This is a genomic window from Mycobacterium sp., assembly GCF_032159775.1.
GTDB lineage: Bacteria > Actinomycetota > Actinomycetes > Mycobacteriales > Mycobacteriaceae > Mycobacterium.
This window is the reverse complement of record NZ_JAVHWK010000079.1, coordinates 1-24,037: the sequence shown is the minus strand read 5'-3', so window position 1 is coordinate 24,037 and position 24,037 is coordinate 1. Positions and strand designations below refer to the sequence as shown.

29 protein-coding genes and 2 pseudogenes are annotated in these 24,037 nt (G+C 65.3%); 20 read left to right on the top strand and 11 right to left on the bottom strand.

Annotated features, from left to right (window positions below; translation table 11 throughout):
• Nucleotides 1–10 precede the first annotated feature (10 nt).
• Both QOJ24_RS08330 and hslR read right to left on the bottom strand, forming a co-directional pair.
• Nucleotides 11–310, bottom strand: coding sequence for a hypothetical protein (locus QOJ24_RS08330; protein WP_526260511.1), 300 nt, complete (start codon nt 308–310; stop codon nt 11–13).
• A gap of 127 nt (nt 311–437) precedes the next feature.
• Nucleotides 438–803 (bottom strand): Hsp15 family ribosome-associated heat shock protein, encoded by a 366-nt coding sequence (gene hslR, locus QOJ24_RS08325; RefSeq protein WP_526260510.1) that lies wholly within the window; start codon nt 801–803, stop codon nt 438–440.
• Between the two features lie 49 nt (nt 804–852).
• On the opposite strand from hslR, the gene QOJ24_RS08320 reads away from it, so the two are divergent.
• The gene (locus tag QOJ24_RS08320) at nt 853–1,158 is read left to right on the top strand and encodes a hypothetical protein (RefSeq protein ID WP_526260509.1); all 306 of its coding nucleotides are present in this window, start codon (nt 853–855) and stop codon (nt 1,156–1,158) included.
• A gap of 29 nt (nt 1,159–1,187) precedes the next feature.
• Here QOJ24_RS08320 and QOJ24_RS08315 read toward each other — a convergent pair whose 3' ends face one another.
• The 4 genes from QOJ24_RS08315 to QOJ24_RS08300 all read right to left on the bottom strand — a co-directional run bounded on the left by QOJ24_RS08315 (nt 1,188) and on the right by QOJ24_RS08300 (nt 4,755).
• Complete coding sequence (locus QOJ24_RS08315) at nt 1,188–2,156, bottom strand: glycine betaine ABC transporter substrate-binding protein (RefSeq protein WP_526260526.1); 969 nt, start codon at nt 2,154–2,156, stop codon at nt 1,188–1,190.
• A gap of 4 nt (nt 2,157–2,160) precedes the next feature.
• Nucleotides 2,161–2,865 carry an ABC transporter permease gene (locus QOJ24_RS08310; protein ID WP_526260525.1) on the bottom strand — a complete coding sequence of 235 codons (705 nt, stop codon included), beginning with the start codon at nt 2,863–2,865 and terminating at the stop codon, nt 2,161–2,163.
• An 80-nt stretch (nt 2,866–2,945) separates the two neighbouring features.
• The gene (locus QOJ24_RS08305; protein WP_526260508.1) at nt 2,946–4,115 is read right to left on the bottom strand and encodes an ABC transporter ATP-binding protein; all 1,170 of its coding nucleotides are present in this window, start codon (nt 4,113–4,115) and stop codon (nt 2,946–2,948) included.
• Entirely contained in the window at nt 4,108–4,755 is a 648-nt protein-coding gene (locus QOJ24_RS08300) for an ABC transporter permease (RefSeq protein ID WP_526260507.1), read from the bottom strand. The genes QOJ24_RS08305 and QOJ24_RS08300 overlap by 8 nt, the downstream gene beginning before the upstream one ends.
• Nucleotides 4,756–4,924: 169 nt before the next feature.
• Here QOJ24_RS08300 and QOJ24_RS08295 point away from each other — a divergent pair, with 169 nt between their 5' ends.
• On the top strand, nt 4,925–6,274 hold the full coding sequence (locus QOJ24_RS08295; protein ID WP_526260506.1) for an MFS transporter: 1,350 nt from the start codon (nt 4,925–4,927) through the stop codon (nt 6,272–6,274).
• Between the two features lie 9 nt (nt 6,275–6,283).
• Here the strand turns inward: QOJ24_RS08295 and QOJ24_RS08290 are convergent, their stop codons facing one another.
• On the bottom strand, nt 6,284–7,216 hold the full coding sequence (locus tag QOJ24_RS08290; RefSeq protein ID WP_526260505.1) for a 5'-methylthioadenosine/S-adenosylhomocysteine nucleosidase: 933 nt from the start codon (nt 7,214–7,216) through the stop codon (nt 6,284–6,286).
• Between the two features lie 68 nt (nt 7,217–7,284).
• Here QOJ24_RS08290 and QOJ24_RS08285 point away from each other — a divergent pair, with 68 nt between their 5' ends.
• The gene (locus QOJ24_RS08285) at nt 7,285–7,710 is read left to right on the top strand and encodes a DUF4383 domain-containing protein (RefSeq protein WP_526260504.1); all 426 of its coding nucleotides are present in this window, start codon (nt 7,285–7,287) and stop codon (nt 7,708–7,710) included.
• 6 nt (nt 7,711–7,716) lie between these two features.
• Here the strand turns inward: QOJ24_RS08285 and QOJ24_RS08280 are convergent, their stop codons facing one another.
• The gene (locus tag QOJ24_RS08280; protein WP_526260503.1) at nt 7,717–8,373 is read right to left on the bottom strand and encodes an MOSC domain-containing protein; all 657 of its coding nucleotides are present in this window, start codon (nt 8,371–8,373) and stop codon (nt 7,717–7,719) included.
• Between the two features lie 48 nt (nt 8,374–8,421).
• Here QOJ24_RS08280 and QOJ24_RS08275 point away from each other — a divergent pair.
• From QOJ24_RS08275 to QOJ24_RS08240, 8 genes and pseudogenes are all read left to right on the top strand, one after another.
• Nucleotides 8,422–8,508, top strand: a pseudogene (locus tag QOJ24_RS08275) (peroxidase-related enzyme); the annotation flags it as partial.
• Between the two features lie 77 nt (nt 8,509–8,585).
• Nucleotides 8,586–9,467: a TIGR03854 family LLM class F420-dependent oxidoreductase gene (locus tag QOJ24_RS08270; protein WP_526260502.1), complete on the top strand. Its 882-nt coding sequence runs from the start codon at nt 8,586–8,588 to the stop codon at nt 9,465–9,467.
• 16 nt (nt 9,468–9,483) lie between these two features.
• Entirely contained in the window at nt 9,484–9,855 is a 372-nt protein-coding gene (locus tag QOJ24_RS08265; RefSeq protein ID WP_526260501.1) for an STAS/SEC14 domain-containing protein, read from the top strand.
• A 76-nt stretch (nt 9,856–9,931) separates the two neighbouring features.
• Nucleotides 9,932–13,912 carry an ATP-dependent RNA helicase HrpA gene (gene hrpA, locus QOJ24_RS08260; protein WP_526260524.1) on the top strand — a complete coding sequence of 1,327 codons (3,981 nt, stop codon included), beginning with the start codon at nt 9,932–9,934 and terminating at the stop codon, nt 13,910–13,912.
• A gap of 68 nt (nt 13,913–13,980) precedes the next feature.
• Nucleotides 13,981–14,769 carry an esterase/lipase family protein gene (locus QOJ24_RS08255; RefSeq protein ID WP_526260500.1) on the top strand — a complete coding sequence of 263 codons (789 nt, stop codon included), beginning with the start codon at nt 13,981–13,983 and terminating at the stop codon, nt 14,767–14,769.
• Between the two features lie 4 nt (nt 14,770–14,773).
• A complete protein-coding gene (locus tag QOJ24_RS08250) occupies nt 14,774–15,064 on the top strand; it encodes a hypothetical protein (protein ID WP_526260499.1) in 291 nt (96 codons plus the stop codon).
• Nucleotides 15,065–15,159: 95 nt separating this feature from the next.
• Nucleotides 15,160–15,567, top strand: coding sequence for a hypothetical protein (locus QOJ24_RS08245; protein WP_526260498.1), 408 nt, complete (start codon nt 15,160–15,162; stop codon nt 15,565–15,567).
• A 76-nt stretch (nt 15,568–15,643) separates the two neighbouring features.
• Complete coding sequence (locus QOJ24_RS08240; protein ID WP_526260497.1) at nt 15,644–15,964, top strand: EthD family reductase; 321 nt, start codon at nt 15,644–15,646, stop codon at nt 15,962–15,964.
• A 119-nt stretch (nt 15,965–16,083) separates the two neighbouring features.
• On the opposite strand, the gene QOJ24_RS08235 is transcribed toward QOJ24_RS08240, so the two are convergent.
• The gene (locus QOJ24_RS08235; RefSeq protein ID WP_526260496.1) at nt 16,084–16,488 is read right to left on the bottom strand and encodes a hypothetical protein; all 405 of its coding nucleotides are present in this window, start codon (nt 16,486–16,488) and stop codon (nt 16,084–16,086) included.
• A gap of 756 nt (nt 16,489–17,244) precedes the next feature.
• On the opposite strand from QOJ24_RS08235, the gene QOJ24_RS08230 reads away from it, so the two are divergent.
• Both QOJ24_RS08230 and QOJ24_RS08225 read left to right on the top strand, forming a co-directional pair.
• Nucleotides 17,245–17,568 (top strand): DUF1330 domain-containing protein, encoded by a 324-nt coding sequence (locus QOJ24_RS08230; protein ID WP_526260495.1) that lies wholly within the window; start codon nt 17,245–17,247, stop codon nt 17,566–17,568.
• A 48-nt stretch (nt 17,569–17,616) separates the two neighbouring features.
• The gene (locus QOJ24_RS08225; protein ID WP_526260494.1) at nt 17,617–17,742 is read left to right on the top strand and encodes a hypothetical protein; all 126 of its coding nucleotides are present in this window, start codon (nt 17,617–17,619) and stop codon (nt 17,740–17,742) included.
• Here the strand turns inward: QOJ24_RS08225 and QOJ24_RS08220 are convergent, their stop codons facing one another.
• A complete protein-coding gene (locus QOJ24_RS08220; RefSeq protein WP_526260493.1) occupies nt 17,743–18,402 on the bottom strand; it encodes an FKBP-type peptidyl-prolyl cis-trans isomerase in 660 nt (219 codons plus the stop codon).
• Nucleotides 18,403–18,453: 51 nt separating this feature from the next.
• Between QOJ24_RS08220 and QOJ24_RS08215 the strand changes: the two genes are divergently transcribed.
• The 3 genes and pseudogenes from QOJ24_RS08215 to QOJ24_RS08205 form a co-directional block, all read left to right on the top strand.
• Nucleotides 18,454–19,293, top strand: a complete 840-nt coding sequence (locus tag QOJ24_RS08215; RefSeq protein WP_526260492.1) for an alpha/beta fold hydrolase — start codon at nt 18,454–18,456, stop codon at nt 19,291–19,293.
• A gap of 325 nt (nt 19,294–19,618) precedes the next feature.
• Nucleotides 19,619–20,275: a cysteine hydrolase family protein gene (locus tag QOJ24_RS08210; RefSeq protein ID WP_526260491.1), complete on the top strand. Its 657-nt coding sequence runs from the start codon at nt 19,619–19,621 to the stop codon at nt 20,273–20,275.
• Between the two features lie 21 nt (nt 20,276–20,296).
• A pseudogene (locus QOJ24_RS08205) lies at nt 20,297–20,452 on the top strand (SDR family NAD(P)-dependent oxidoreductase); the annotation flags it as partial.
• Between the two features lie 157 nt (nt 20,453–20,609).
• Here QOJ24_RS08205 and QOJ24_RS08200 read toward each other — a convergent pair.
• Complete coding sequence (locus QOJ24_RS08200) at nt 20,610–21,092, bottom strand: MarR family winged helix-turn-helix transcriptional regulator (RefSeq protein ID WP_526260490.1); 483 nt, start codon at nt 21,090–21,092, stop codon at nt 20,610–20,612.
• A 94-nt stretch (nt 21,093–21,186) separates the two neighbouring features.
• Here QOJ24_RS08200 and QOJ24_RS08195 point away from each other — a divergent pair, with 94 nt between their 5' ends.
• From QOJ24_RS08195 to QOJ24_RS08180, 4 genes are all read left to right on the top strand, one after another.
• The gene (locus tag QOJ24_RS08195) at nt 21,187–21,810 is read left to right on the top strand and encodes an NADPH-dependent F420 reductase (RefSeq protein ID WP_526260489.1); all 624 of its coding nucleotides are present in this window, start codon (nt 21,187–21,189) and stop codon (nt 21,808–21,810) included.
• Nucleotides 21,811–21,844: 34 nt separating this feature from the next.
• Nucleotides 21,845–22,789: an SDR family oxidoreductase gene (locus tag QOJ24_RS08190; protein ID WP_526260488.1), complete on the top strand. Its 945-nt coding sequence runs from the start codon at nt 21,845–21,847 to the stop codon at nt 22,787–22,789.
• Nucleotides 22,786–23,211: a nuclear transport factor 2-like protein gene (locus QOJ24_RS08185; RefSeq protein ID WP_526260487.1), complete on the top strand. Its 426-nt coding sequence runs from the start codon at nt 22,786–22,788 to the stop codon at nt 23,209–23,211. Before QOJ24_RS08190 ends, QOJ24_RS08185 begins: the two co-directional genes overlap by 4 nt.
• 603 nt (nt 23,212–23,814) lie before the next feature.
• Nucleotides 23,815–24,037: hypothetical protein (locus QOJ24_RS08180; RefSeq protein ID WP_526260486.1), on the top strand; the 223-nt coding region annotated here is incomplete at its 3' end.

Here is a 24,037-nt window from a genome sequence, read left to right as displayed (position 1 = left end):
CTAGGGCCGATCAGCCGTTCTGAGCCATTCCGTAGCAGGCGCCGTAGTGCTCGGGCGTGCAGGGAACGCCGTTGACGGTGTCGAATCCGTTCGGATTGTTGACGATCTGCGCCCCGCCTCCGGCAGGAGGAGGAACGGGTATGACCGGCGCGGAGCCGCCGCCTGCGCCGCTGATGCACACGCCCTCGAAACGGGTCGGCTTCGTGCCCCAAGGGCAGTCGGCCGAGGCCGGCGACGCAACCACAAGGGGCGCCGCAAGGAAGGCCACCGCACAGCCGAAAACGAGCACCCCGCGCTTCACACTCACCATTTAAGCTCTCCGAACCTCTCACCCGACCGAAACAGCCTAACCCGTGCACCGCCCGATTGTGGCCGCGGTCAATATTTGCGCTGGTGAGGGCTGGGCTCAGCGGACTCGCCGCAGTGCCCGAGAAACGTCAACGCTGGCTCGCGCGCCACCTGTCCAGGATTCGGCGGTCCCGTTTGGTCGGCCGTCCGGCACCGCGATCGCGGACAGCAACGGGAATGGAAGGAGTCGAAGGCGGCGGGGGTGTTCGATCGAGGTAACAGGTCACGGCATCGGCGGCACCAACCCGCTTCTGGATCACCCGTACCACCTCGACTATCCGCGTCCGGTCTCCGACGACGGCGCGCACCTCGTCGCCCGGGGACACCGTCGTCGATGGCTTGGCCGGCCGATCGTTGACCCGGACACGTCCACCTCGGCACGCGGCTGCGGCGTCCGGCCGGGTCCTTGTCAGTCGGACCGCCCACAACCACCGATCCAGACGGGTCGACTCCATGATGTCCATCATGGCCCCTGGAAGACGGCTTCTGCCGCATGGTTGAGACATGGCACAGATTGCAACTTACGACTACCAGTTACACGGCGGCCCAACCGGTTATCGCAACGAGCGGGCAATCGTGCGTCTGCATGGAGCCGATCGACAAACCGTCGCCTACATCCACTTCGTACTGACGGGCAACCCGATTCCTCCCAACAAGGCCGCCGACCCCTGGATAAGGATGTATATGCCCGAAACGCTGATCTCCGACGTGATGGAGATGCTTCGGCAGGAGTCACCAGTCAGCATCTACTACAACCAGGGCCAGGTGTTCCTGCACACTGGCGACGAGCCGGTCGGGGAAGCGGAGTGACGCTCACCCGTTCCTTCAGCCGTCGCCGGCTAGGTCAACAGCCCTTCCTTGACAAGCCAATCACGCGCCACGATCGCCGGGTCGGACCCGTCGGTGTCGACCTTGGCATTGAGCTCCAACATCACCTCGTTGGTCAGCTTGGGGCTCAGCTGGCCGAATATCTCGGCCAGCTCAGGATGTTCGGCGAGCACCTCGGAGTTGACCACCGCTGAGAGGTTGTAGTGCGGAAAGAACGCCTTGTCGTCTTCGAGGACCTGCAGCTTGAGGCCGGGGATGCGTCCGTCGGTGGTGAACACCTCGCCGAAGTTGCACTGGCCATCCGCGGTCGCCGTGTAGATGACGCCGGTGTCGAGGTTCGTCACCCGGCCCAGCTGTTCGCGGGTGAGCCCGTACGTCTTCAGCATCGGCACGAAACCGTCGTTGCGGTTGGCGAATTCGCTTTCGACGCAGAACGTCAGATCGCCCTTGCTGAGCTTGGTCAGGTCGGACAGCTTGGAGATACCGAGCCGTTTCGCTTCCGACTCGCGGATCGCGAACGCATACGTGTCGTCCATCGGTGCGGGCGGCAGCCAGGACAGACCGTTCTTGGCGTCCGCATCCTTGACGGCCAGATACTGTGCCTCTTCGCCTTTCACGGGGTTCTCGTTGCCGAGATAGTTGATCCATCCGGTGCCCGTGTATTCCGGGGACACATTCGCCTGGCCGCTGGTCAGCGCGCGTCGCGCACCGAAGCTACCGGGGATGTTCGTCAGGTTGGTGACATCGGCACCTGCAGCGGCAAGCACCGTGGAGAACATGTTCCCAAGAATCAACTGCTCGGTGAAGTCCTTCGCAGCGACGGTCAGCTTCACGTTCTTCAACGAGTCGTAGTGGGCGATGGCACCGGGTCGCGCCTCGAGGACCGCGCCACTGGCCGACTGCAACCCACAACCGGCGACGAGGCCGACGAACAGCACGCACAGAGCCGTCAGGGCGCGCCTGCCCTGCGAGTTTTTCATCACGTCAGAGCCCCTTCGGAGCGGCGACGATCTCCGCGACCCGCGCCAACCAGTCGATGAAGAGGGCCAGCGCGGCGACGAGCACCGCGCCGACGACCAGGGTCACCGTCTGCTGCAGCTTGATACCGGTCGTGATCAGTTGGCCGAGCCCGCCCGCACCGGTGAACGACGCCAGCGCAGCGGTACCGACGATGAGGACGAGTGCGGTGCGCACGCCGGCGACGATCACAGGCAGTGCCAACGGTAGCTCGATCCGTAGCAGCGTGGACCACGCCGACATGCCCATGCCCCGGGAAGCCTCGACCAACCGCGGGTCGACGCCGTCCAAACCGGTCACGGTGTTCGCGATGATGGGCAGCGCGCCGTACACGGTCAGTGCGATGATCGCGCCGACCTGTCCGATACCGAACAGCACGGCCCCCAGCGCAATCAAGCCGATCGCCGGCGCGGCCTGGCCGAAGCCGGCGACGGTGATGATCGGCTTCGAGTAGCGCCGAAATCGGCCGCGGGTCAACGCGATTCCCAAGGGAATTGCGACTGCGCAGGTGAGCAACGTCGCGGCGATGCTCACCGTCATGTGCTCACGAAGCAGTGTCAGCAGCGACGAGACTGCGAGAGAACGCTTTTCGGATTCCGATATTTGTGCGTTGTAGACGTACAGCAGCGAACCGACGACCACGACGACACAGATGAGCGGCTGCAGGAGCAGGCGGCCGAGCCCGAGCCGCCGAACAACACTCCGCGATCCGGCGCCCCCGGCGGGGACGTCGAGATCCGGGTTGACCAGCGTCACGAAGCCGTCCCCGTTTTCTCGCCGCTGCGGCGCATACCCTCCATCGCGTCCATGATCGTTTCGACTCGGATGACGCCCTGGTAAGTGTTGCGCCTGCCGGTCACGACGACGACGCCGTGGGATGAGGTGAGCATCTGGTCGAGGGCGTCGTTGAGCGTCGAGGCGAGGTTGACGGTCTCCAAATCCTCGTCGCGCGCGACGCCTTCGAGAGCCCGCGGATCGTCCAGGTCGGCCAGCGACATCCACCGCTGTGGCCGGTCCTGGTCGTCGAGGACGATGACGTGCTCGCGATCGATCGCTTGGGCCGCTCTGATCGCTTCGCCGGTGTCGCCGCCGACACGAGCCACGGCGGCCTCGTGCAGGTCGACGTCGCGAACGCGGGTCAGCGTGAGCTGCTTGAGCGCGGCACCGGCGCCGACGAAGCTGCGGACGAAGTCGTCGGCGGGTTCGGCGAGGATGCGTTCGGGGGTGTCGTACTGCACGATCTTCGAGCCGGCCTGCAGGATCGCGATCTTGTCGCCGAGCTTCACGGCTTCGTCGAAGTCGTGGGTGACGAAGACGATGGTCTTGCGAAGTTCTTCCTGCAGCCGCAGCAGCTCGTCTTGAAGTCGCAGCCGGGTGATGGGATCGACGGCGCCGAACGGCTCGTCCATCAGCAGGACCGGTGGATCAGCGGCCAGCGCTCGCGCGACACCGACTCGCTGTTGTTGGCCACCCGACAGTTCACGTGGGTAGCGGTCCCGGTATTGCGACGGCTCGAGGCTGACCAGGTCGAGGAGCTCGTCAACACGTGTCGCCGTGCGCTTCTTGTCCCACTTCAGCAGGCGCGGGACGATCGAGATGTTGTCGCCGACGGTGAGGTGCGGGAACAGCCCGGCACCCTGGATGACGTAGCCGATGTGGCGACGGAGTTCGTCTGGGTCGCGTTTGGTCACATCATCGTCGCCGATGAAGATGCGTCCACTCGTCGGCTCGATCAGACGGTTGATCATCTTCATCGTGGTGGTCTTTCCACACCCCGATGGGCCGACCAGCATGACGATCTCGCCCGCCGGGATCTCTATGGTGACGTTGTCGACTGCGGGTTCGGCGGACTGTGCGTCGTACCGCTTCGTCACGCCGTCGAGCAGAATCCTGACGCCGCCGGTGGTTGCCTGTTCAGACACGAATCCCCCTTGGGACGGTGAGTCGGGTGAGGAAGTTCAACGCGGTGTCCAGGACGACCGCCAGAATCAGGATGCCCACCGTCGCAGCGACGATGGAGTTGGTCGCGTTCGCGCCGCCCATCCGGGAGATCCCCGAGAAGATGTATCCGCCGAGTCCCGGTCCGAGGGCGTAGGCGGCGATGGCGGCGATGCCCATCAGCATCTGCGCCGAGATTCGTACTCCGGTCATGATCACCGGCCAGGCGAGCGGCAGCTCGAGCCGCACCAGGGTCGCGAACCGGCTCATGCCCATGCCGCGTGCCGATTCGACGAGGGTTTTGTCGACGCCGTTCAGGCCGACCACGACGTTGCGCAGAATCGGGAAGACGCCGAAGAACGCCAGCAGGATCACCGAGGGCACGACGCCAAGGCCGACGACGCCGACGAGAACTCCGAGAAGCGCGTAGGACGGGATGGTCAGGCCGACTGCCGTGACACTGTTCCCCACCGCCACGCCGACCGGTGAGCGGTAGATCAGCACGCCGATCGCCAGCGCGATCACGGTGGCCAGAATGAGGGTCTGCACCACCAGGCTCATGTGCTGATAGGCGAGAAACGACAGAACCGGCCAGCGGTCTGAGACGAACTCGACGAAGCCCATGGCGCTGCAAGCTCCCGGATCTGTATACGTTTGTTCACTCGGCGTTTGCCGAGCCGACGATACGTTGTTCCCGCATCCGACGTTGTCAAAACGCGTCTTCCGAAACCCGGTACGGGGGTACACACTGTTCAACGCGAAGAGGCGTGGGCGACGTAGGGAGGCGAGCGAAATGACCATCGGGGACGACGAAGTCAGCCAAGCGGTCCAAGCCGACTCGGGCACCAAGCAGACCCAGGTGCGTCGGGCTGCGATGGCGAGCGCGATCGGCACCACAATCGAGTGGTACGACTTCTTTCTCTACAACACGGCCGCCGCACTCGTCTTTCCGCACTTGTTCTTCCCCGAGTCGACTGCATATGCGGGCGCGATGCAGTCCTTCGCCACGTACTTCGTCGGGTTTGCCGCGAGGCCCATCGGCGCAGCCATCTTCGGGCACTGGGGAGACCGGATCGGGCGGAAGACCACGCTGATCATCACGCTGCTGGTCATGGGTCTCGCCTCGGCGGTCATCGGCATCATGCCCGGAACAGCCACCATCGGCGTTGCTGCGCCGATATTGCTCGTGTTCCTGCGTGTGCTGCAGGGCATTGCGGTCGGCGGCGAGTGGAGCGGGTCGGTGCTGCTCACCATGGAGTGGGGTGACCAGAAACGGCGCGGCCTGCTCGGCAGCTTCGCGCAGATCGGCGTGCCGGTCGGGTTGGTGCTCGGCACCGGCGGGATGACGCTGCTATCCGCGACGATGTCCGAGGAGACATTCGACTCGTGGGGGTGGCGGATTCCGTTCCTCGCCAGCCTGATCCTGGTCGCCGTCGGCTTGGTGATCCGGCTGCGAATCCTGGAGACGCCGATGTTCGCCAAGGTTTTGGAGCAGGGGAAGACCGCGAGCGCCCCAGTTAAGGATGCGATCAAACATCACTGGCGGGAGATCCTGCTCTCGGCAGGCGTGCGGTTCGCCGAGCAGATGCCGTTCTACCTGTTCACCACGTTCGTACTGACCTACGTCGTGCAGGTCCACCACTACAGCAAGACCTTCATACTCTCAGCGGTCCTGGTCGGTGCCACCGTCGAACTCGCGGCGATCCCGTTCTTCTCACATCTGTCCGACACGCTGGGCAGGAGAAAGGTGTACACGGCCGGAGCGGTGAGCGCCGGGGTGTTCGCGTTCCCATACTTCTTCGTGCTGACGCACGGCGGCGGGGTGCCGATCTTCATCGTGATCGTGCTGTCGATGATCATCCACGCGATGATGTACGGGCCGCAGGCGGCGCTGATCGGAGAGAGTTTTCCGACCCATCTGCGCTACGGCGGTGCGGGTCTCGGCTATCAGCTGGCGTCGGTGTTCGCGGGTGGGCCGGCGCCACTGTTGGCGACATGGCTCCTTCACGAGACAGGGACGCCGTACTCGATCTCTATCTACATCGTCATCGCCGCAGTCATCACCGTCATCTGTTGCCTTGCCCTGGCCGACCGATCGCGAGTGGATATCGAGGACGACGCGAACTACAGCCGGGTGCGCTAGAGACCTCGGTCAGCGGGTCCAGTTTCGCAGGAACTCCCGGGTGACGATCGCGGCGTTGTGCGCGGCGATCCGCTTGTACACGAAGAACGTGATGGGGTAACCGGGCAGGTTGAGCGGGTCGCCGGGCCCGTCGGACATTCCGCGGACCCCGAGGAATGGAACGCCATGCCCGTCGGCGACACCTTGCGCCGCGGCGGTCTCCTGGTCGACGGCGTCCACCGGCGGGTTGGCGGGTCTGCGCACCCCCGTCAGGTTGCTGGCAACACCGCGGGCCATGAACGTGCCCGCCGCCTGAAAGAAGTTGCCGGTGAACAAGTGCGAAAAGTCCGGGGCGGCAAGGGGTTGAGGTCCGAAGACGGTCCCACCCAGGGGGATGGCCGGAAACGCCACCCCGTTGTTGTGGTCGCCGCTTGAGCCGTCTCCACCCACGTGCAGCCGCGGCTCGCGGTTGAGGTTGACGATCCGCGGACGGAGGAAGGGGCCGCGGACACGGCAGGTACGTTCCAGTTTCACGGCCAATTGGCCTGCCACGTCGAGCATCTCGCGGTCGACCGCGTGCCATGACGTTCTGTGGTCGGCGGTCCACCGTGCGGGAACGGCGACGTCGCCGATCTGGGTGCGTCCATGGCCACCGGCCACGCCTGCGAAGACGACTGCGTTGACGGCGACGCTCGCGCCGGGGCAGAAGTGGGTCAGAGCTTCTTCGGTGGTGTCGGCCGCATTTTTCATGCCGATGCCTGTCATCGCGAGAACGACCTTCTTGCCGCCGAGCGTGCCGAGGTAGTAGTGCCTGCGGTGCACGACGACGACGGGGTTCTCGTCGAGCGTGGTTCGGGCGAGAATCGCATCCGCCTCGGCGGGAAAGGCGGTCAGGACCAGGGTGCGCTGTTCGGGTTCCACGGCGGTATCGGCGACCATCGTCTCAGAGGCGAATCGGGGCATGCCATTGGCAACACCTACTACCGCGCGTAGTATTTGCGACGAGCCTGCCACGAAACTCGGAGGTGCGCGTGAAGTGGAGCTTCGCCCAGATCGCACTGCTGATCATCGCCGCCTTTCACGTGATCCAGGCGGTGATCGGTTTCATCATCGAGCCCAGCTTTGCGACTGGTCCTGACGCGCCTACCGCTCAGGTGCTGGGGATGGATTACAACGGATGGCATGCGGTTGCCGGCCTGGCGCTCTTCGCGCCCGGATTGGTGTTCGCGCTGCGCAAGTCGTGGTCGGTGCTGTACCTGCTCATCGCCGCGGTCGCCGGAGCGCTTCCGGGCATTTGGGCGTTCTTCTCGCATCAGGTCGCGTTCGTCTTCACGTTTCCCAACAACACCACCGACGCGGTCGTGCACCTGGTGACCGCGGCCGTGATGATCGCCGTCGCCGCGATTCAGATCCAGATCGACGGCGGCCTCAAGAACTCGCTCGCCGATCTGCGCTAGCGTGCGCTACCCGACTCGGCGACGCACATACGATTTGAGTTCCGATGACAGCGCATCTGCTCCCATCAACTGCGGCAACAGATCCGGCTCGGACATCCTTGCGCGGAACACCAGGCCAATCGTCACATCGTGGTCCGGGCGGTGTTCGATCGATATGCCGTCGCCGGCGCGCACTGCTCCCGGGGCGATAACGCGTAGATACGCACCGGGTTTCGCAGCCTTGGTAAATGTCTTCATCCAGTTGCCCAGCTCCAGGAACGCCGAAAAGGTCCGACACGGAGTACGGGGAGCAGACACCTCGAGCAGCGGTCCGTCGGTGCCGATCCGCCAGCGTTCACCGATCAGAGCACCGGTGACGTCGACCCCCGACGTAGTGAGGTTCTCGCCGAACATCCCGTTGCCCAGCGGTCGGACGAGCAGCGCCTCCCAGTCGTCGAGATCTTCGCGGGCATACACGTAGACGGCCTGATCGTCGCCGCCGTGTAGCTTCTGGTTACCGATGGTGTCACCGACCAGTCCGCTTCCCAGACCTCCACGCATCGGCCCGGGTGACCGCACCATGACCGGCTCGTTGACCGCCGACTTGTCGATTCCCGTAGACCTTGACGGTTTGTCGGGATTCGGGCGGACGCGTGCGAGGTTGACCGACAACACCAATGCCACGGACTCAGGGTATTGGTCGCGCAGAACACGCGCTCACCGGCAGCGCACGCGGCGTTCATCGGCGCGACGAATCGGATTGGTACTGCCTTGGCAGTGCCGCCCAACCCCGAGTACACCGGCGTTCCTGCGCACTAGGTCAAATCGCGCGCTCGGCACAAACCGCGCCCGTCACGTGTTGCGATATGGGGGAGTCGTGATGTGAGGAGGCGCGGGTGAAGATCCGATTCGGAGTGGGGCTTGGAGCCGACAGCGGCCCGGAGCAACTGGCCGAGACCGTCGACCACCTCGAGAGCACCGGCGTCGACTCGCTGTGGTTCTCCGAGTTGGTGTATTCACACCTCGTCGACCCGTTCGTCGGCATGGCGTTCACGCTCGCCCGGACAACCCGACTCAAGGTGGGCACCTCGGTGGCGGTGCTGCCGGGTCGACACCCCGTCCTCGTCGCCAAGCAGCTCGCCTCGCTGTGGGCGGTGGCCCCGAAGCGGGTACTGCCGGTCTTCGGACTGCGCTCTGCGCTGCCCGTCGAACGTGACCTGTTTCCCGTGCCGGACGGAAAGCGGGCAGCCGTATTCGACGAGTCGCTCAAACTCCTTCGCGTCGCATTGCGCGAGGACCATGTCGACTTCTCGGGTGACTTCTTCACCGCGCGCGGGATACAGGTGCTGCCGAAACCAACTCCGCCGCTGGACATCTGGATCGGCGGGGCATCGGCTGCGGCATTCCGCCGTATCGGCGCACTCGGCGACGGCTGGCTGGGTAGCTTCCTGACTCCCACCGAAGCCGCCCAGGCGCGCCAGGCGATCATCGCCGCCGCACAAGCGGCAGGCCGCGAAATCGAACCCGATCATTACGGAATCAACCTCGCGGTCGGCAGCGGTGAACTGCCCGCCCCGGTCCTTGCGGCCATTCGTAAGCGCCGACCCGATCTCGACCCCGCAGAGCTCGTGGCGGCTGATTGGCCGACGCTGCACCGCAGGCTTGATGACTACATCGAAGCGGGCTTGACGAAGTTCGTCATTCGACCGGCAGGCGACGTCAAACTCCCGGATTTCCTCGAAAACTTCGTCACCGAAATGCTTCCGCGGCAAAACTAGAACCCATGAGGTTCCGATGATCGAGATGCTGCCGGACATGCCACGTGGGGTCACCGGAATCCGCGTATCGGGTCGCATCCGAGGCGACGAACTCCGCGAGCTCAAACCGGCCATGGACGAGCTCATGGAAACCGGCGAGATCAGAATGGTCGAGGTAATCGACCCGGATTACGAAGGCTTCGGTCCCGGCGGCTTGGCGGAGGATCTCAAGCTGGGCCTCGGTCTGCTGGCGCGACATCACTCGGCTTTCAAGCGGATCGCGGTGGTCTCCGACAAGGACTGGGTCGCGCACGCCATGCATGCCTTCGCATGGATGGTTCCCGGTGAACTGGCGGTATTCGGCCTCGACGAGCTCGAGCGGGCCAAGGCCTGGGCCGCGGGCGGATAGCGCCGAGATGGCCCAGCCCGTGCCCCGCCCCTCGCTTTCATATGCCCCTGATCATCGGCTCCGGATAACGCCTACCCTGGCCGGAGTGTCCGAACCGACCGTCGCCGAGTTGCGTAAGCGCCTCGACGAACTGACGCTCCGCGACGCAGCGCGACTCGGTAGACGCCTGAAGAACCTTCGCGGCGCGAAGCCGGACAAACTGGCGCGGCTCGCCGAACAGATCACCGCGGGCCAGGCGCTGGTCGCCACCCGACAGGCCGCGTTGCCGACGATCACGTATCCGGACCTGCCGGTAAGCGAGCGGCGGCAGGAGCTCGCCGACGCGATCCGGACCCACCAGGTGGTCGTGGTGGCAGGTGAAACGGGCTCAGGCAAGACCACCCAGCTGCCCAAGATCTGCCTCGAGATCGGCCGCGGTATCCGGGGCACCATCGGACACACCCAGCCCCGACGGCTGGCTGCACGAACGGTCGCTCAGCGCATCGCCGACGAACTGGGCACCCCGTTGGGCGAAACCGTCGGCTACACAGTCCGATTCACCGACCAGGTCAGCGATCGCACGCTGGTCAAGCTGATGACCGACGGCATCCTGCTCGCCGAGATCCAGCGCGACCGCCTACTGCTCCGCTATGACACCCTCATCCTCGACGAGGCCCACGTGCGCAGCCTCAACGTCGACTTCCTGCTCGGCTATCTGCGTGAGCTGCTGCCGCGCCGGCCCGACCTCAAGGTGATCGTCACGTCGGCGACCATCGAGCCGCAGCGCTTCGCCGCGCACTTCGGCGGAGCCGAACATCGGCCCAGCGGCGGAGCCGAACATGGACTCAGCGGCGGAGCCGAACATCTGCCCAGCGGCGGAGCGCCGATCGTCGAGGTCTCCGGGCGCACCTACCCGGTCGAGATTCGGTACCGGCCACTGGAAGTCCCCGTCTCGTCATCAGACGACGACGATCCGGACGACCCCGACCACGAGGTCGTGCGCACCGAGATGCGCGATCAGACCGAGGCCATCATCGACGCGATAGACGAGCTCGACAAGGAACCACCCGGCGACGTGCTGGTCTTCCTTTCCGGTGAGCGCGAGATCCGCGACACCGCAGACGCATTGCGTCACATGAAGAACACGGAGGTGTTGCCGCTGTACGCACGGCTTCCCACCGCCGAACAGCAGCGGGTCTTCGCGCCGCACACGGGCCGCCGGGTCGTGCTCGCGACCAACGTCGCCGAGACGTCGCTGACCGTGCCGGGCATCCGGTATGTCGTGGACCCCGGCACCGCGCGAATCTCGCGGTACAGCCGTCGCACAAAGGTGCAGCGGCTTCCGATAGAGCCGATCTCGCAGGCCTCGGCAGCTCAACGCGCGGGGCGCTCCGGGCGCGTGGCGCCGGGAGTGTCCATCCGGCTGTACTCCGAGGACGATTTCACGTCACGACCGCGCTACACCGACCCCGAGATCCTGCGCACGAACCTCGCGGCAGTGATTCTTCAGATGGCGGCACTTGCGCTCGGCGACATGGAGAGCTTCCCGTTCCTCGACCCGCCCGATCGGCGAAGCATCCGCGACGGTGTGCAGCTGCTGCAGGAACTCGGCGCCTTCGACAACGCCGGCGCCATCACGCCCGTCGGCCGCAGGCTCGCGCAGTTGCCCGTCGACCCACGCCTGGCGCGGATGATCGTGGCGGCCGAGTCAGAGGGCTGCGTACGCGAAATCCTGGTGATCGCCGCGGCGCTGGCTATTCCGGATCCGCGGGAACGACCGGTCGACAAAGAGGACGCGGCACGGCAGAAGCACGCCCGGTTCGCCGACGAGCACTCCGACTTCCTGTCCTATCTCAACCTGTGGCGCTATCTACGAGAACAGCGAAAGGAGCGGTCGGGCAACTCGTTTCGTCGCATGTGCCGCGAAGAGTTCCTGCATCATCTGCGCATCCGTGAGTGGCAGGACCTGGTCGGCCAGCTGCGCAGCATCGCGCGCGACATGGGGATCCGGGAGCAGGACGAAGCGGCGGACGCCGCGCGTGTGCATGCGGCGGTGACATCGGGTCTGTTGTCGCACATCGGTCTGCGCGAAGGCGATACGCGGGACTTCCTGGGCGCACGCAACTCGAGGTTCGTGCTCGCGCCCGGCTCGGTACTGACAAAACGCCCGCCGCGTTGGGTCGTCGTCGCCGATCTCGTCGAGACCAGCCGGCTCTACGGGCGGACCGCCGCACGCATCCAGCCGGAGGAGGTCGAACGCGTGGCGGCCCACCTGGTGCACCGCACATACAGCGAGCCGCACTGGGACGCCCAGCGCGCAGCCGCGATGGCCTACGAACGGGTGACCCTCTACGGTCTTCCGATCGTCGCACGGCGGCGCGTCGACTACGGTCCGATCGACCCACAGTTGGCACGCGAGCTGTTCGTCCGGCATGCGCTGGTCGAGGGGCAGTGGCAGACCCGCCACCATTTCTTCCGCGACAACGCAGCGCTCCGGACCGAGGTCGAGGAGATGGAGGAACGCGCCCGCCGCCGTGACCTGCTGGTCGACGACGACGACATCTATGCGTTCTACGACGCGCGGATCCCGTCGGACGTCGTGTCCGCGCGGCATTTCGACGCGTGGTGGAAGAAGCAACGGCACAAGACACCGAACTTGCTCACGTTCAGCCGCGATGATCTGTTGCGCACCGACGACACCGCCGACGCCGACCGGCCGGACACCTGGCAGACCGGTGATGTCGCGCTGCCGCTGACCTACCGGTTCGAGCCGGGCGCCGTGGACGACGGTGTCACGGTGCACGTGCCGATCGATGTGCTCGCACGCCTGGGTGGGGACGAGTTTGCGTGGCAGGTGCCTGCGCTGCGCGAGGAGCTGGTTACCGAACTCATCCGCTCGCTGCCGAAGAATCTGCGCCGCAACTTCGTTCCCGCACCCGACACCGCACGCGCGGTGATGGCCGGGATCGATGCGGGCGGCGAGCCGCTGCTGGATGCGCTTCAGCGTGAATTACGTCGTCGCACAGGTATTTTGGTGCCGATTGACGCCTTCGACCTGAACAAGCTGCCCGCGCATCTGCGGGTGACGTTCTCTATCGAGTCGACGGACGGCTCGGAGGTGGCCCGGGGTAAAGACCTCACGGCGCTGCAGGAGCGGCTCGCGGCATCAGCTCAGAATGCCGTCGCGCACGCCGTCGGCGGCGAGCTGGAGCGGACGGGTCTGCGCACATGGCCCGCCGACCTCGATGAGGTTCCGCGCATCGTCGAGCGCACCGTCGGTGGACGCAAGGTTCGTGGTTTCCCTGCGTTCGCAGACGCGGGCACCACTGTCGAGTTGCGGGTGTTCGCGAGGCCGGTGGAGCAGGAGCGGGCGATGGCGCCGGGGACACGACGGTTGGTGCGGCTGTCCGTGGCGTCACCCGTCAAAGCGGTGGAGCGAGCGCTGGATCCCAGGACGCGCCTGGTTCTCGGCGCGAATCCCGACGGCTCGCTGGCCGCGCTGCTCGACGACTGCGCCGACGCGGCCGCGGATGTGCTGATGCCCGCCCCGGCGTGGACAAGCGGGGAATTCGCAACAGTGTGTGACCGGGTGGCGGCCGATCTCGTGTCGACGACCATCGACGTCGTCCGTCGCGTCGAAAAGGTGCTGTCCGCTGCGCACGATGTGCAATTGCAGCTGCCCAGCCAGCCACCACCCGGGCAAGCCGACGCCATCGAAGACGTCCGCGCACAGATGGACCGCATGTTGCCTGCCGGGTTTGTCAGCAGTACCGGACGCGCCCGTCTCGCCGACCTCGCTCGCTACCTGGCCGCGGTCCGCCGGCGCCTCGAGCAGTTACCCCGCGGCGTCGAGGCCGACCGGCAGCGCATGGCGCGGGTGCACGCGGTTGAGGACGCCTATGACGAGTTGGTTCGCGCATTGCCGTCGGCCCGTCAGGGCGCAGACAGTGTCCGCGACATCGCCTGGCAGATCGAGGAGCTGCGAGTGAGTTTGTGGGCCCAGCAGCTCGGCACCCCGCGCCCGGTCAGCGAACAACGGATCCACAAGGCGATCGACGCCGCCGCGAGCGGCAGATGAGCCAGCTGGATGCCGCGGATTGCAGTCCGGAGCGCATGTCACCCCCCTTTCCGGGGTAAGCCCTACGCATGGCGCGAGATGCGACAGACCCCAACAGCGCTGCGCTACCCGATGCCGAGGCCGCAGCGCCGCCGAGTTATCGGCTGCTGGCCCGAGAGTGGCGCACCATCGCCGAGTTTGGCGCCGCCCGCCGCTCGATCAGCCAGATGTCGCGTTGGCCGCAGGGCGATGGGCATCCGGTTTTAGTGCTGCCGGGTTTCCTTGCCGGCGCGCCGTCGACTCAATTTCTGCGCCAGGCGTTGCGCAGACTTGGATACCGGGCCTATGACTGGCGGCTGGGCTACAACCTCGGCATCCGGGCAGGCATGGCCGGGCAGCTGCCCGCGCGGCTGACCGACATCCGTACGCGCAACGACGGGCGCAGGGTGAGCCTCATAGGCTGGAGCGCCGGCGGCATCTTCGCACGCGAACTCGCCAGAGCTCATCCACATGACGTGCGGATGGTGATCACGCTGGGATCACCGATCCGCGGCAATCTGCAAGCCACCCACGCGTGGCGAATGTGGCAAGTATTGAGCCCGAAACGGCAGTCACGCCAGGTTGTTTCAGAGGCTGCCCGCATCGCGCGGGAAGAACCGCTTTCCGTTCCCACCACGTGTATCTACAGCAGAACCGACGGCATCGTCGCGTGGCAGTGCTGCCTGAGTCGGCCGGCGGCCGAAACCGAGAACGTCGAAGTCCACGGCAGTCACCTGGGCTATGGCCACAACCGCGAGACGCTGCACGTGATCGCAGACCGTCTCGCTCAGCCCGAAGGGCAGTGGCGGCCCTACAGCAGGCCGGCGGCTCGGCCTTGAGCCGATGAATGAAGCGCCCAGGACCGACGACGGTCGCTACGTGGTGATCAACGGGCACCGGTGGCGGGCCACTGATCCGGCCATACCGGGGGAGCGGCGTGCCGAGCTGACCCGGATCTTGATGGCGTGGCGCCGAGAGGTGCGCCGCACGAAGGGCACAGCGGGGGAGTCGGCGGCCAGGGCCGGCGTCCAAGCGGCCAAGGTCGCACTCGGTGAGCGGGGCACACCGCCGTGGTGGGAACAGACGGATGAGCAGCGACGGGCGCGGTGGGCCACCCCGGTGGATCAGCCCTGACGCGGGTCGGCGTGCTTCTTGGGATCGGTAGTCCGCCACCCCTTGTGTACTTGCGGTAACGCCGCACTTGCGGCGACCGATCAAAGGAACACGCCATGAACAAGCTCAAGAGGATGATCGCCGGGGCGGTGCTGTCGGCCGGCGTCGCACTTGCCGGCGTGGGCCTTGCCGAAGGCACCGCGCAGGCTCTGCCGGGTGGTCCCGTACCGCTGAGCGCATGGCCGGGATGTCCTGAGGACAACCCGTCCGGCCCGTGCCACTGGTGCCCGGGCGACCCGCCGGTGGAGACCGGCAACAAGCTCGTCTACCCCGTGGTCTGGGATGAGAGCGTCTGCCACACCTACTGGTACGTCTACAGCGGGCAGGGCAATGTGGCTCACAACATTTTCGAGGGAGAGGCGCCGTCGGCCCCACCGCCGCCCCCGCCTAACCTGACTCCGCCGCTCCCACCGGGGTGGTGCTGGTCGCTGTTCCTTCCGACGACGAGTTGCCCGAACGGCTGACAGACAGCGGATGCATAATCGCTAGGCGCAGGGCCGACCGGTCCTGCGCCGTTGTTAGCGATGCAAGGGAAATCCATTGTCAGAAACAAAGATCACGGTCATCTACGACAACCCCATCGACCCCGGCGCCTTCGAAGCCGCCTATGAGTCGGAACAGCTGGAGGCTGCTCGCCGGATACCGGGACACATCCGGTTCGAGGCCTCCAAAGTGTGGCCGAAGGAGGATGGAAGTCCCACGCCCGCTTACCGTTCCATCGACCTCTACTACCCAGATTACTCTTCAGCCGGCGAGGCGGTGACCACACCGGAAGCCGGCGCGTTTTTCGAGGCGATGGCGCGACTGTCGACCGGTGGTGTGCGCGTGCTGTTCTCCGATATCGAGGTAGCGCAGCGCTGACGGGTCTTCCGGGAGGCATCCTTGTTGGGATCGGTAGCCGACCGCGCCGTCTGTACTTGACTGCACAGGCAACGCCAGCGGGGCGGCGCCCGACGAAAGGAATCGGGCTCGGTACGCAACTAGTCGATCTGACGGTCGCTTCGGTAGTCGGACAGTGTGTAAGCCTCGCCGAGTCTGCGTCTACGCTCTGCTTCTTTGACTGTGCGTTCGCGCTCAGCCGAGGGTGCGTGCACCAGCTCGCGGTACAGCTCGTTGTCTACGGCGTACACACCCTCCACCGGCTCGCGCAGATGCCGGCGATAGACGTCTTCCGCGTAGGAGAGCGGGTCCTCGCCGGCATTCTGGCGCCGGATGAATTCCTCACCCAACCGCTCGAGTGCTTCCGCGCTACTAGGTCCGGATGTCGACCAGTCAGCACCGGGGTAGGACGCCGTCCACGTATCTCCGTTCGCTACGAGCTGCGGTTCCATGTGGAAGGCGTACTGGCGGAGTTCGTCGTCGGCGTCGTCGGTTGTCCTGCTCACTTTCTCCTCCAGGTAGCCAGAATGCGCTTCACGGCAGCGATCCGCCAGTGTCGTCGCTTGGGCTCCAATATGTTCCGACCCTCAGGTCCGGGTACAGCACCGAGCACCGGTAATTCCCGAACGTCCCTTGAGGCCTCACGCACCACACGATCGGCCCAGTGGGGACTTGCGGCTCCAGAGCAAGCGAAGCAACCAGTACCTCGTATCGAAGATCGCTGATGCGACTCGCGAGCTCGGCACCCTGCTGCCTGACCGAATCGACCACGCTGGCGGCGTGAAAGAGTTGAGAACGGAGAGCATTGAGAACGATTCGTTGCGCCGCCGGTGTACTTGCGACGGCTCCCGCCCGCGAGGTTGCACGTGACTGCCTGGCGATCTCGTCAAGACGTTCACTGCCGGCCCGTGTAATCGTTGAAGCGGTGCCAATTGCTGCATCCAAGGCGGTATCGGTTCGACCGGCCGCCCCCAATTTCACGGCGCTGTCGGCGGCGAACCGGTCGTGTTGCGCGACGACAGCTCCGGACATGTCGCCAGCGGTATGCCTAGTGGTCATGGTCTTTTCAGCCGCCGGCTCGACCGCACCGGTCGCCGTCACACTCGGCACCGCCCCGTGGGCGGCCACCAGGGACCGTGCACGCTGGACAGCCCCCTCTACCCACGTACATTCCCATGCAACGGACATCACCCAATTATCGAGCCGCCACCGAGCCGTTCACGCACCGATTCCGGATCCGCAGGGGGAGTAGCGTCACGCGCGTGACGGTCTACGCCCTCAATTTGTTCGATATCGCTGACCGTGACGAGTACCTGGCCTACTCCAAGCGCTCACCGCAGGAAGTGGCCAAGCACGGCGGTCGCGTCGTTGCCCTCGGACAATTCCGTGAATCGATCACCGGCGAGATCGAGCCACGCAAGGTATTGATACTCGTCGAGTGGGAGTCGAAGGACGCCTTCGACAGCTATTGCAATGATCCCGAGCTGACCGATCTGCACGCCCACCGCGAGAGCGGTTCGTCGTCCTACATCTGGCACCTGTTCGACCGCCTCGACGATCTGCGGCCCCTGCTCAAGCCGGAGTGATGACCCCGCGGCCGAAACTCGAGTGCGCTGCGCTTCCCGGTCATCGCAGTGACCCATGACCGGTGGTTCGCGCGCAAGTTCGACCGCTACCTGGTGTTCGCTGCCGACGGCACCGTCCGCGAGACCGACCAGCCAGTGTGGGACGAGCGCAGGCCCGCCCGCACGGCTGGATGATCAGGTCGAGGCGTCAAGAATTTTCAGCGCAAAAACGAGAGAGTCGCCCGGCGCGATCCCTGCTGCGGGCTGCCCGTCGGGATAGCCGTCGGCGGAGGTCATGGCGACAGCAACCGTCGAACCGACCTTCTGGCCTGCGATGGCCTTCTGGAATCCCGGCACGACGCCGGTCAGCGGGAAGTCAGCCGGGGCGCCCCGTTCGTAGGCGCTGTCGAAAACCGTACCGTCACGTCCGTTCACGCCCATGTAGCAGACCGAGACCGTGGCGGTGTCCGCGACGACAGGACCGTCGCCGGCCTTCAGTGTCTGTACTTTGGTCTCGGTGACGCTGAACGGCGCCTGCACGTCCACGCGCGGCGCGGCCGTATCGGTGGACCCGGTGACCGCGACGCTGCCGGTTGCCCCTGGAAGGGTCCATTCCGGTGTGCCGCCGCTCGCCGGCGAGGCCGTCGGGCAGGTGCTGGCCGCGATCGGCGCTTGGGGGACGGGGGAGGAGGCGAGCGGTTCGGTGACCGACGACGTGCCCGCTTCCGCAGCGGACGACGTGGTTGCCGACGACGTGTCCGCATCGGAGCCGCAAGCTGCAAGTGTGATGACCAGCGACGCGGCAGACGCCACAAGCGCGATGGGGGACGTACGGGAGAAGTTCACGGTCGCCACGCTACAGCCGCATCAGCGATGAATTCTCTGCGCCCTCGAGGTCCATCCGATATGGGAACAACGCCGTCGCATGGTCGTCTGCCGATAAACGGACTGAACCTCTACTACGAGGTGTACGGCGAGCTCGGCGCCGCGGGAACACCTTTGCTGTTGATTCCCGGCGCGTTCATGGCCACCGGTTCGATGAAGGTGTGGGCGGAGGCGTTCGCACACGAGCGCGCGGTGATTGTGTTCGATCAGCAAGGCCACGGCCGTACGCCGGATACCTCGCGGAAGATGTCCTACGAACAGTTCGCCGACGACGCCGCGGCACTGCTGCGCGCATTGGAGGTGAACCGCGCAGATGTGATGGGTTACTCACAGGGCGGCGGAGTCGCGCTGCAACTCGCCATCCGTCATCCGTCGCTCGTGAGCAAATTGGTCCCGATGTCGGCCACCTTCCGAAAGGATGGCTGGTACCCGTCGGTCCCCGAAGGGATCGAGAGCCTGAGCGCCGAAGCCTTCGCAGGCACGCCCGTCGAACAGGCTTTCAAGGAACACACCCCCGACGCCGAGGCGTACGACGCCTACCTGCAGAAGATGAAGCGGTTGAACGCCGACGACCAGAACATCAGCGACGAACAGATGCGTTCGATCTCTGCGAAGACGATGGTCATCATCGGCGACGCGGACGGCGTGAAACCCGAACACGCGCTAGCGATGTTCAGGCTGCGTGGTGGAGGCGATATGGATGCGGCGGCCAGGGGAGTGTTGCAGGACGTTCCCGCCGCCCGCTTGGTGGTACTGCCCGCCATGTCCCACGTTGGGATTTCTGGGGAGTCGAAAGTGCTTGTGCCGATGGTGAATGCGTTTCTCGATGACGTCCCGCCGACGACGCCGGAGCTGTTCTAGCGCGATTCCGTCGGCCATGCCGGGTATTCGGAGTAGATCATCGAGTCCGGTGCGTGCTGGTGCGCCGCGAACTGCATGTCGGCCCTTCTTGACTCCGTCGACGACGTGCCCAAGCACGTCGCAGGGCCGCACATCGGCTCGTCTGTCCGGGTGGGTGGCGCTGCCGCCGTCAGCGCTGCGGATCGAATCGACTGCGCGCAGCACGCTGTTCGGCGCGGGAGGAATCGACGGCACAGAGAAATGGCGAACTCTGACGAAGGACCGACACTCACGACATCATCGTTGAGAACACCTCCCATGATCGCCCACCGGAACGAGGCATTCGATGAACTGGAACGCAAGCGACACCGCCGTGGTGTTCATCGATCCGCAGAACGACGTGCTGAGCCCTACCGGCATCAACTGGGCGGCGACAGGCGCCAGCGTCACCGAAAACGACACGGTCGCGCATATGCTCGCCATCTTCAAAGCTGCGAAGGCCGCCTCGTTCGGAATGTTCATCTCGCCGCATTACTTCTATCCCACTGATCACCGCTGGCTGTTCAACGGTGCACTAGAAACCGACGAACTGCGCACCGGCACGTTCGACCGGCCGGGTCCGTTGAACCTGGATGGGCTTGTCGGCTCAGGAGCTGACTGGCTGGAGGAGTTCAAGCCCTATATCAACGATGCGGACACCATCGTCGTCAGCCCCCACAAGGTATTCGGCTCGCAGACCAACGACCTGGTTCTGCAGCTGCGAAAACGCCGCATCAACAAAGTTCTGCTCGGGGGGATGCTCGCGAACATGTGCGTCGAATCGCACCTACGCGATCTCCTCGAACAAGGTTTTGAGGTCTACGTCGTCCGCGATGCCATCGCAGGTCCGCGTCACCCCGAGTGGGGTGACGGTTACCAGGCGGCGCTAATCAACTATGCCTTTCTCGCCCACGGGGTGGTCTGGACCGAGGACGTCATCTCCGCACTGCAAACCGCGGCCTAGACAGTAATGGCGGAGGACGCAATGCCATTGTTTGCAACCCCTTTCGGCTTCACCTCGACCGCCGCCAACGTCCTTGCCGATGTGGATCTGTCCGGCTGTCGTGCCGTCGTCACCGGGGCCACCTCCGGCATCGGCGTGGAGACCGCACGTGCGCTGGCGGCCGCAGGCGCCGAGGTCCGCTCACCGACGCGAACATCGTGCTGCGCAACGGCGGCTCCGAGTCGATCGCCTGCGGCGTCCATGGCGTCACCGCCGCGGTCATGCTCATCACGTCCGCGCTTCTGCTGATTTCTTGAGCAGAGGACCTTCGACCTTCGCGCACGGCTAGTGAAGGTTACGAACGCTCGTCTTCGGCGGGGGAGTCGTCGTCGGTGGCCACGTGGTGCAGGATTCGTTCGTTGAGAGTGGCGAGCAGGTCGAGCTCAGCCGGTGTGAACAGGTCAATGAAGTTCCGGCGGACGTCCTCCACGTGCCCCGGCGCCGCCTTCTCGATGGCGGCGCGGCCAGCCTGCAGCAGACAGACCATGGTGCTGCGGGCGTCGTCAGGGTTGGGCTCGCGGCTGATCAGGTCGTCCTTCTCCATGCGCCGCAGCTGGTGGGAGAGACGACTCTTCTCCCAGCCAAGCGCCTTGCACAGGGCGTGGGCGGGCATGCGGTCCCCGTCAAGTGCCGAGAGCGACGCCAGGACCGTGTAGTCGGCTCCGGACAGACCCGATTCCAGCAGGCGACGGTTCAGCTGGGCCTCGATCTGATCATGCGCGTGGATGAACGCCCGCCAGGCGCGATCTTCACGAGCGTTCAGCCAGTTCGGTGCCATAGATTCCCATGCTACCCCCAAATTGGTTGACGCATCACTAATTTGTGCATATGGTTGAGGCATCAACCATTCTGGAACCAAGAGGGGATACGTCATGAGCAACATCAGCATCATCGGCACCGGGAACATGGCCCGCACCATCGGCGAGCTGGCCGTAGCGGGCGGCAATACTGTCGAGGTCATCGGCCGCGATCAGTCCAAGGCGGCCGACCTGGCCAAGGATCTCGGCGGCAGCACCACGGCGGGAGAGTTCGGCGCCGTTCCGGTCGGGGACATCGTCATCGTTGCCCTGCTGTACGCCAATGTCGTTCCGGTCGTCACCCAGTACGGAGACGCCTTGGCGGGCAAGGTCATCATCGATATCAGCAACCCCTTCAATTCCGAGGCCGACGGGCTGGCCATCCCCGATCACACGTCGATCGCGCAGGAAGTCGACAAGGCGGCTCCCGCCAGCGCCAGCGTGGTGAAGGCTTTCAACACGGTCTTCGGTGTTGTCCTGGCCCAGGGCCGACCGCTGGACGTTTTCATCGCCGGCGACGACGCGCGCGCCAAGGCGGGCGTGGCGGAGTTTGTCGAAAGCCTCAATCTGCGCCCACTGGACGTCGGTGGCTTGAACATGGCGCACTGGCTGGAAGGCACGAGCCTGGTCTTGATGGGCCTCGCCCGCCACGGAGTGGGAAACTTCGACGTCGCTCTCGGCGTCAACGTTTCCGGCTGAGCGCAGCCGCACCTACCCGTAGAAGAAGAGCAACATGCGCGTTTTCATCGCTGGCGGGACCGGCCATTCCGGTTCGTACATCATCCCAGAGCTCATCGCCGCCGGACATGAGGTCACCGGCTTGGCCCGGTCGGACACGGCCGCGGCGGCGCTGTCCGCGCACGGCGCGAAGGTGCGTCGCGGCAGCCTCGAGGATCTCGACGGGCTCAAGGAGGCGGCCGCGGAGTCCGACGGCGTCATCCACGTCGCGCACAGGCAAGACCTGCTTCCGTCCGGCGGGATCAACGCTGTGACCGCCGCGGAGGTCCCAGTCATCGTCGCGTACGGCGAGGCACTCGCGGGGACGGGAAAGCCGCTGGTCGCGGCGGGCAGTATGGGCTCGCCCGGGAACCTCGGCCGGCCAGCCACCGAGGAGGACCCGGCCCTTCCCAGCGGCGATGAGCACAAGGGCACCCTGCGGTTCCGTAACGCCGTAGAGACCGCCGTAGTCGGCCTCGCCGACAGGGGAGTGCGGTCTTCAGTCGTGCGGCTTCCCACCATCGCGCACAGCACGACAGATAGTGCCGGCTTCCTTCCGGGGTTGATCGCGCTCGTGAAACAGAAGGGCTTCGCTGGCTACCCCGGAGACGGCTCGAACCGGTGGGGGGCCGTGCACATTCGCGATGTCGCCTCCCTGTTCCGGCTGGCGTTGGAGAAGGGCCCCGCTGGCAAGACGTGGCATGCGGTTGAGGACGAGGGCATCCCGTTCCGCCAGATCGCCGAGGCCATTGGCAGCCGTCTGGGCCTGCCCACCGTGAGCATCCCCGCGGACGCGCTGATGCTGCCGGGATACTTCGGCATGTTCACGAATCTGGTCACGCTGTCCCTGCCGGCGTCCAACGTCATCACCCGCCGGACCCTCGGCTGGGAACCCACTGCGCCCGACCTGCTCACCGATTTGGACAACGGCCATTACTTCTCCGGCCAGCTGACGGCATGACCACGTTCGCTCCGCATCGCGACACCATGGGGTCCTTCGTCGACTGCATCAACGGCGGCGCAGACAAAGACACTCTCACCCGTTTGCTCGCCGAGGACGTGGTGCTGTACGGCCCGTTCGGCGATGAGCCAGTCACCGGCCGCGAGGTCGCGGTGGCGACTATTCAGACCGTCAACGGATTGTCTTCTGACGACACGTATATGGAGGTGCTCAGCGGCGACACCCACCACGCCGCGCACTTCCGGCTGCAAATCGGAGAAGCCGCCGTCAACGGCGTATTTTTCGCCCTGCTCGACGCGGACGGCAAGATTGCCGAGGTGAGTATTTTTTACCGCACGCTGCCGGCCGGTGTTGCGCTGCAACGAAACCTTGCTGGTGCAATCGGTATGCAGCCCTGGGAACTGCTCACGAGCGGGGAGTGAGGCGATGATCCATCAGCTCAACGCGGCAAAGCCCACTTGACATAATGTGGCTTATCGGCACTTTGATGAACTGCATCGATGGCTCGATGGCTCAGGAGCAGCATCGCGACGTCACCGACACCCTTTGGCGCACCAGGCATCATCCCTGGTCTCACCCGCATCGGCGCCAGCGGCGATCCACCGAACGTTCGATGACGCCCCGCCGATCGTCATTCTGTCGACTAAGTGACAAGCCATCCGCGGGCACGACCCCTCGCGGATCCGCCCTCACCACCGGGCTTGTCCACCCGATTTACGTCACAGTGACGTTTTGACGTCGTGTCGTTGGGCGCACCAAAGATGTTGACGCCCCTGCCGATTCGGCGTCTTGCGCCAGAACAACGCTCATGCGATAGCGGTGGACTATTCGCGAATGGCCGCACGCCGCACCCCTGCCCGACGCCTTGATACTGTCCCTGCCAGAGTCCCTTACGTCACAGTGACGATTCATCCGATGAGGCGGCAGGCGTCATACTGTTTGCACCCCAACCGCTCTCGCCAACTGTTGCCAATACGCTCTGACTCGATGGACGACCGGCAAGTCAGTGGAACGACGACAACGCCATGCGCGCTGTGGTCGCCGCCGCACACGCCGTCGTTGCCTTGGGCGACGCCGACGACATCGGTGCGACCACCACCACACACAGCGAGGCAGAGGCGGCGGCGATCGCGTCGGTCGGCAGGGCCCGCATCGCCGTCGCCGAGGCTGTGCTGGCCGTCGACAGGGCCCGACGTGACACCACCGGAACACCGGCCGTTGCGGGTCATCCGCTTCGTGCCGTCGTCA

Coding starts and splice junctions, on each gene's coding strand:
- QOJ24_RS08330 (WP_526260511.1), bottom strand. CDS start 310: ATGGTGAGTGTGAAGCGCGGGGTGCTCGTTTTCGGCTGTGCGGTGGCC.
- hslR (WP_526260510.1), bottom strand. CDS start 803: ATGGAGTCGACCCGTCTGGATCGGTGGTTGTGGGCGGTCCGACTGACA.
- QOJ24_RS08320 (WP_526260509.1), top strand. CDS start 853: ATGGCACAGATTGCAACTTACGACTACCAGTTACACGGCGGCCCAACC.
- QOJ24_RS08315 (WP_526260526.1), bottom strand. CDS start 2,156: ATGAAAAACTCGCAGGGCAGGCGCGCCCTGACGGCTCTGTGCGTGCTG.
- QOJ24_RS08300 (WP_526260507.1), bottom strand. CDS start 4,755: ATGGGCTTCGTCGAGTTCGTCTCAGACCGCTGGCCGGTTCTGTCGTTT.
- QOJ24_RS08295 (WP_526260506.1), top strand. CDS start 4,925: ATGACCATCGGGGACGACGAAGTCAGCCAAGCGGTCCAAGCCGACTCG.
- QOJ24_RS08290 (WP_526260505.1), bottom strand. CDS start 7,216: ATGCCCCGATTCGCCTCTGAGACGATGGTCGCCGATACCGCCGTGGAA.
- QOJ24_RS08265 (WP_526260501.1), top strand. CDS start 9,484: ATGATCGAGATGCTGCCGGACATGCCACGTGGGGTCACCGGAATCCGC.
- QOJ24_RS08255 (WP_526260500.1), top strand. CDS start 13,981: ATGGCGCGAGATGCGACAGACCCCAACAGCGCTGCGCTACCCGATGCC.
- QOJ24_RS08250 (WP_526260499.1), top strand. CDS start 14,774: ATGAATGAAGCGCCCAGGACCGACGACGGTCGCTACGTGGTGATCAAC.
- QOJ24_RS08245 (WP_526260498.1), top strand. CDS start 15,160: ATGAACAAGCTCAAGAGGATGATCGCCGGGGCGGTGCTGTCGGCCGGC.
- QOJ24_RS08215 (WP_526260492.1), top strand. CDS start 18,454: ATGGGAACAACGCCGTCGCATGGTCGTCTGCCGATAAACGGACTGAAC.
- QOJ24_RS08210 (WP_526260491.1), top strand. CDS start 19,619: ATGAACTGGAACGCAAGCGACACCGCCGTGGTGTTCATCGATCCGCAG.
- QOJ24_RS08200 (WP_526260490.1), bottom strand. CDS start 21,092: ATGGCACCGAACTGGCTGAACGCTCGTGAAGATCGCGCCTGGCGGGCG.
- QOJ24_RS08195 (WP_526260489.1), top strand. CDS start 21,187: ATGAGCAACATCAGCATCATCGGCACCGGGAACATGGCCCGCACCATC.
- QOJ24_RS08190 (WP_526260488.1), top strand. CDS start 21,845: ATGCGCGTTTTCATCGCTGGCGGGACCGGCCATTCCGGTTCGTACATC.
- QOJ24_RS08185 (WP_526260487.1), top strand. CDS start 22,786: ATGACCACGTTCGCTCCGCATCGCGACACCATGGGGTCCTTCGTCGAC.